A 5,791-nucleotide genomic window follows, 5' to 3' on the forward strand; every position below is an offset into this window, starting at 1 on the left:
TCCTTTTCCCCTGACAAGGAAAATAACAGGAACAAACGCGCATCAGACGATTTCTGATGGGTGTGAAAGAACCGGTGGAGCGGTAGTTCAGTTGGTTAGAATACCTGCCTGTCACGCAGGGGGTCGCGGGTTCGAGCCCCGTCCGTTCCGCCACTTATTGCATAGACCCTGAATCGAAAGATTCAGGGTTTTTTTGCGTCTGCTTTCAGCAGGTTGTGCGCATTTTGCTCGGAAATTTTAAGCTCGTATGCGCTTTTTAACCAATACTGACCTTAGACGTTTATTAAGTTAACCTCTGCGATTTATCTGATGCGGGAGTTAAGTAAAATTTAATATCAATTTTGGCTAATAAACGCTAAAAGAATAATAACCAATCTCGTTTATGTTTTGTTTGAGAAATACCCGTGGGTATTTTCTATATTAATGAACATGCTCAGTTTATTAAAACTGATATTAAATGCTAATATTTCTTACGTTTTAAAATATAAACCAAAATAAATTTAGCGATGACGATTTCATAGATTGCAGATGCCATCCTCAGTCAAATGTCATAGAATCTTAACCCGGCAAATTTATTAAGATAAGTCACCATGAAATTCTCACTGGATATACTTGACTGGCGGGCTCTCGCTCCGGGAAAAGACAGTTGTGAACATTGGATCCAGTGGGCTAATCAGTCTGATATTGTTCACTTTTCCGGTGAACATCCCAAGACGCCGCAGATCCCGATGATGGCTGCACGGCGTATGAGTATCGGAAGTCGATTTGCCGTTGAAACGGGCCTTTCGTTACTCGCTGCGCATGATATCGATGCGGCTATTTTTACCAGCCGTCATGGCGAGCTTGAGCGCTCAGGGCGAATTCTGAATGCCCTGGCCGAAAATCTCCCTACTTCGCCGACTGAATTCTCAATGTCAGTGCATAATACTGCCGCTGGCTGGCTGACCATTATCAGTAAAAACCCGCTGCCTGTGACGTCATTAGCGGCAGGCGGCAATAGTTTCCAGCAAGGAATAATTGAAGCGCAATCAATGCTGGCTGGCGGGGCAGCGCGTGTCATGTTGATCGACTTTGACGGTGAAATACCTGCTATTTATGACAAATCGGTAAATTCTGAGTTTTTACCTTATGCTGTAGGAATATTATTAGCCGCTGGTGATGGCTGGCAATGTAGTGACATACTTTCCACGGGCAATGACTGTGTGCAGAACGTTCCTCAGAGTCTGCAATTCTTGCGCGGTTATCTCACTTCGTCTCCTTCCTTTGATGTTGATATGAATAATGGCCGACGCTGGCACTGGAAGCATAATTTGTGAGAAGAGTCTCTGGGTTGCCCTATGATGCGTTTTGTCTTGTGAACCGGCTGTGGCGATGGGGGGTAACAGGCCTCTTTTTTGCGCTTTTCGGAATCGGCGGACTGCTGCTTTCAATCATATGGTTTAACCTGTTGCGGCTGGTCATTCGTCAGCCTGAAACTTTGCACCGTATGACGCTAAACAGTATCCGTAACAGCTTCCGTTTTTTTCTGGGTGGATTGCGTCTATTTGGAGTGATGGATTTTTGCTTCGTCGGTGATGAGAAGTTTAAGCAGGATGCTGGCTGTCTGGTCGTGGCTAACCATCCAAGCCTTCTCGACTATGTGATCCTTGCGTCGCGAATGCCGCGCTGTGATTGCATCGTCAAGCAGGCTTTATTACAGAACCCGTTTTTGCGCGGCGTGATCAAAGCGGCGGGGTATCTGGTGAATGCCGGTTCGGAAACTTTACTGCTTGCCTGTGAAGCCCGCTTGCAAGCCGGTGGAACCCTGCTGATTTTCCCGGAAGGCACGCGCTCTTTGCCAGGCCAGGAAATGACCTTGCAACGCGGGGCCGCAAATATTGCGGTGAGGGCGGGTTGTGATGTGCGGATTGTCCATATCTCCTGTCAGCCTCCGATGCTGACCAAGCAGGGGAAGTGGTATCAAATTCCGCGGGTCAAACCTCAATTTATTATTACGGTTGCCGATAAAGTTAACGTTATCGATTTTATGGATGACCATGATCTTTCGCCAGCGTTGGCAGCAAGACGCCTGACACAGCATTTACGCACCGAGCTGATGCGCAGCAATATTCAAAATAACGAGAAATAAGTCATGGATCCATTAAGCCACGAGATAAAAGAACTTATCATCACCACCCTCAATCTGGAGGGTATGACGCCTGATGAGATAGAGACTGAGGCGCCACTTTTCGGTGATGGTTTAGGACTAGACTCAATTGATGCCCTTGAATTAGGTTTGGCTTTCAAAAAGCAATACGGCGTGACCCTTTCGGCAGAAAGTCAGGAAATGCGTGAGCATTTTTATTCTGTTGAAACCCTCGCCCAGTTTATATCAGTGCAGCGTGGTTAAAGAGATTCCTATGCAGAAGCAAGAAATTTACAATCAAATTAGCGAGTTATTAATCAAGCTGTTTGAAGTGGATGAAAGTGATATCAAACCAGATGCAAAATTATATGAAGATCTGGAATTAGACAGCATTGATGCTGTGGATTTGGTTGTTCATTTGCAGAAGACCACCGGACGAAAGATTAAACCTGAAATGTTTAAATCGGTGCGCACCGTTCAGGATGTTGTGGATGCCATTGATGAATTACTTAACACGCCTGCGCAGTAATCGCCGTGTCTGAAGCCCGTAACAGGGGCGCCACGATTATCCGCTGGGTAACGATCGTGGCGATAGTTGCCTATCCCGTAGCGGTATGGAGCGGTTTAAAAACCTGGGGGATCGGCATTCTTGCCCCGTTACTGGGGCTGGTGTTTATTCTGCGCCTGCTGACTTTTCGCGGTAAGCTCAGCCAGCTTACCTTCTTTGGAAAAGCGATTGCGGCGGCGGGCATTGTCCTGGTGGCGATCAGTGCGCTGTTACGCGAAACATCCTTGCTGCTGTATTACCCGGTTGCGGTAAATACTTTGCTGTTTATTCTGTTTTTCAGTTCATTACGCGCGCGGCAATCTGTTGTTGAGCGCCTGGCCAGACTCAGTGAACCGGATTTATCCCCTGCAGGTGTCATTTATACCCGGCGCGTCACGCAAGTCTGGTGCCTCTTTTTTGTGTGTAACGGTTTTCTCGCTTTATATACCTGCCTTAAAGGAGATGTGGCTCTTTGGGCGCTGTATAACGGCGGGGTAAGTTATCTGCTAATCGGCTTATTGATGGGTATTGAATGGATAGTCAGAAAGCGTCTGCAACGGTTATGACGCTCCCAATGGGCCAGTGGCTGAGTGCACAAAGAGCCGATGATCTTCTGGTTGCCTGGAGCGAAACCCGGTCATGGCGCCAGGGTGAGTTACGCCACGATGTGCTCTCACTCATCAGTCAGATAACCGTCACCCCACATCAGCGCTGGGCGATTTGCCTGCAAGACAATTACGCCTTCGCCGTTGCTTTGCTGGCGGTGATTTACAGTGGGAGAACGCCGGTGTTGCCCGGCCATTTTCGTCAGGCCGTCCTGGCAGAGCAGCTGGAAGAATTCGACGCGCTGATCACCGATCTCCCGCTGGCCCCCGGCTGCCCGACATTGACCTTTCCCTGTGATGCCAGCCCCTCCTTTTCATCATTACCGGCATGGCCGGAAAATGCATCGCTGATTTTATTTACCTCAGGCTCGACCGGCAAACCGCAAAAAATTATTAAACTGGTTTCCTCTCTCGAATGTGAAAGCCGGTGGCTTGCTGCGCTTTGGGGTGACGATCTCCGGGGAAGTTATTTTGCGGCGACCGTTGCCCCGCATCATATGTATGGGCTGACTTTTGCCTTCATGTTGCCCCTGACGCTGGGGCTGCCTTTTTATGTGAAAAGTGTCGAATACCATGAGCAGTTGGTGACGCTTTCCCGCGTCCGCCCTTTAGTGCTGACCAGCAGCCCGGCGTTTCTTAAACGACTGGACCCAGCACTGGAACCGGCCAGCCTGCGGAGCGTCTTTTCTGCCGGAGGTCCGCTGTCCCGTCAGGGTTCGCAATTAACTGCGACAACCTGTGGTTGTTTTCCGCTGGAGATTTACGGGACGACAGAAACGGGGGTGATCGCCCATCGCCAGTCTGATGAGCCCTGGACGCTGTTCAGCGACATCGCTTTCGAACACCGTCTGGATGGCCACGTTGCACTGATGTCTCCGCTAATCCCGCAACCTGAAGGCATGATTCTCAGTGATGAGGTCGACATTCTGCCAGACCAGCGGCATTTCCATTTGCTGGGACGCAAGGATCGGATTGTGAAAATTGCCGAGCAGCGAATCTCGCTCAGTGAAATAGAGCAACGCCTGTGCGCACTGGAGGCGGTGTCCGAAGCCTGTATCATGACCATAGAAAAGCAGGGCAGAGTCTGCATCGCGGCAGTGCTGGTTCTGAGCCCTGCGGGTGAACAGCAACACAGGGCGCAGGGGCACAACCCTTTTATCGGTCAACTTCGGCAAGCGCTGCGTGACTGGTTGTCGCCGGTGTCTCTGCCGCGTTACTGGCGCATTGTCCCGGCCATCCCTCTCAACCAGCAAGGCAAGCGCGCTGCGGCTGAATTACAGGAAATGTTTTTATGAAGATGCCTGAAGTGCTCAGTCAGCAAAAAATCAGCGACAGCAGCCTGATCCTCGAATTACGGCTTCCGGCAGATTTATTCTGGTTCAAAGGTCATTTTCCCTCCTCGCCGATTTTGCCGGGCGTCACGCAGATAAACTGGGTGATGGAATACGCCAGTGCCGTTTTCGGGCTGGACAACAGGTTTTCCGGTATGGAAGTGGTGAAATTCCAGCGGCCTCTGCTGCCCGGTGAAACCGTCAGGGTGCAGATTGACTGGCTGAAAGAAAAACACCGGCTGGTTTTCCGATACAGTCTGGGCGACGTGGTCGCCAGCAGCGGGAAAATCAGCTTATGTCCATGAATCAGCACCAGGCTTTTTCTCCCTGCCTGATTATTCCGTGCTACAACCACGGCGCAATGATGGCACGGGTGCTGGAAAATCTCCGGCCTTTGGGTTTGACCTGCCTCGTCGTCGATGACGGCAGTGATGCGGCGACCGCCGATGAGCTGCAACGTCTGGCTGCCGTGATGCCGTGGATGAGCCTGACGCGTCTGCCGTCGAATCAGGGCAAAGGGATGGCGGTCATGAAGGCGTTGCGGCTGGCAGCCGAAAAAGGCTTCACTCACGCCATTCAGGTTGATGCCGACGGTCAGCATCAGCTGTCAGACGTTCCCGCCATGCTGGACGAAGCCCGCCGCCATCCGGATTGTCTTATCTCCGGTCAGCCGGTTTACGATGACAGCGTGCCTAAATCGCGACTGTATGGCCGTTACATCACGCATTTTTGGGTGTGGGTCGAAACCTTGTCGTTTTCGCTCAAAGACAGCATGTGTGGTTTTCGTGTTTACCCTCTCAAACCCTGTCTGGCGCTGATGGACAGTCATGCCCTCGGGCAGCGGATGGATTTCGACACAGAGATTATGGTGCGCCTTTACTGGCAAGGCACCCGCAGCCGCTTTCTGCCGACGAAGGTGACCTATCCGGCTGACGGCCTTTCGCATTTCGATGCCGTAAAAGACAACATCAAGATTTCATGGATGCACACCCGGCTGTTCTTTGGCATGTTGCCGCGCGTGGGGTTTTTACTGCGCCAGCGACAAAATCTGCCTGCCGGTCAGCACTGGTCAGCCACGCCTGAGCGTCAGGGGCTGTGGGGCATTCGCCTGATGATGAAGGTGTATCGCCTGCTGGGATACCGCGCATTTCGTCTGCTGCTTTACCCGGTAATCGCGTATTTC

At 51.1% G+C, this 5,791-nt stretch carries 8 protein-coding genes and 1 tRNA gene; all 9 read left to right on the top strand.

Features of this window, described 5'->3' with window-relative positions; genetic code table 11:
- The first annotated feature begins 76 nt into the window (after positions 1 to 76).
- Positions 77 to 153 (top strand) — tRNA-Asp (locus ED901_RS22755).
- A 437-nt stretch (positions 154 to 590) separates the two neighbouring features.
- Positions 591 to 1,316, top strand: a complete 726-nt coding sequence (locus ED901_RS22760; RefSeq protein WP_122097328.1) for a beta-ketoacyl synthase chain length factor — start codon at positions 591 to 593, stop codon at positions 1,314 to 1,316.
- Positions 1,313 to 2,128 (top strand): 1-acyl-sn-glycerol-3-phosphate acyltransferase, encoded by an 816-nt coding sequence (locus ED901_RS22765; RefSeq protein WP_240994001.1) that lies wholly within the window; start codon positions 1,313 to 1,315, stop codon positions 2,126 to 2,128. The genes ED901_RS22760 and ED901_RS22765 overlap by 4 nt, the downstream gene beginning before the upstream one ends.
- 3 nt (positions 2,129 to 2,131) lie before the next feature.
- The gene (locus ED901_RS22770; RefSeq protein WP_122097330.1) at positions 2,132 to 2,389 is read left to right on the top strand and encodes a phosphopantetheine-binding protein; all 258 of its coding nucleotides are present in this window, start codon (positions 2,132 to 2,134) and stop codon (positions 2,387 to 2,389) included.
- A gap of 10 nt (positions 2,390 to 2,399) precedes the next feature.
- Positions 2,400 to 2,654: an acyl carrier protein gene (locus ED901_RS22775; protein WP_122097331.1), complete on the top strand. Its 255-nt coding sequence runs from the start codon at positions 2,400 to 2,402 to the stop codon at positions 2,652 to 2,654.
- 5 nt (positions 2,655 to 2,659) lie between these two features.
- A complete protein-coding gene (locus ED901_RS22780; protein WP_371414338.1) occupies positions 2,660 to 3,238 on the top strand; it encodes a hypothetical protein in 579 nt (192 codons plus the stop codon).
- Positions 3,235 to 4,572, top strand: coding sequence for an AMP-binding protein (locus ED901_RS22785; protein ID WP_122097332.1), 1,338 nt, complete (start codon positions 3,235 to 3,237; stop codon positions 4,570 to 4,572). Before ED901_RS22780 ends, ED901_RS22785 begins: the two co-directional genes overlap by 4 nt.
- On the top strand, positions 4,569 to 4,913 hold the full coding sequence (locus tag ED901_RS22790) for a 3-hydroxyacyl-ACP dehydratase FabZ family protein (RefSeq protein ID WP_056781631.1): 345 nt from the start codon (positions 4,569 to 4,571) through the stop codon (positions 4,911 to 4,913). Before ED901_RS22785 ends, ED901_RS22790 begins: the two co-directional genes overlap by 4 nt.
- The coding region (locus tag ED901_RS22795; protein WP_371414342.1) for a glycosyltransferase at positions 4,910 to 5,791 on the top strand (882 nt) is incomplete at its 3' end. The genes ED901_RS22790 and ED901_RS22795, both read left to right, overlap by 4 nt.

It is taken from the genome of Rahnella sp. Larv3_ips, assembly GCF_003697865.1.
GTDB classification, from domain to species: Bacteria; Pseudomonadota; Gammaproteobacteria; order Enterobacterales; family Enterobacteriaceae; genus Rahnella; species Rahnella rivi.

What these genes read in the sequence shown, in the direction of transcription:
- ED901_RS22760 (WP_122097328.1), top strand. Translation starts at nt 591, where the DNA reads ATGAAATTCTCACTGGATATACTTGACTGGCGGGCTCTCGCTCCGGGA.
- ED901_RS22770 (WP_122097330.1), top strand. Translation starts at nt 2,132, where the DNA reads ATGGATCCATTAAGCCACGAGATAAAAGAACTTATCATCACCACCCTC.
- ED901_RS22775 (WP_122097331.1), top strand. Translation starts at nt 2,400, where the DNA reads ATGCAGAAGCAAGAAATTTACAATCAAATTAGCGAGTTATTAATCAAG.
- ED901_RS22785 (WP_122097332.1), top strand. Translation starts at nt 3,235, where the DNA reads ATGACGCTCCCAATGGGCCAGTGGCTGAGTGCACAAAGAGCCGATGAT.
- ED901_RS22790 (WP_056781631.1), top strand. Translation starts at nt 4,569, where the DNA reads ATGAAGATGCCTGAAGTGCTCAGTCAGCAAAAAATCAGCGACAGCAGC.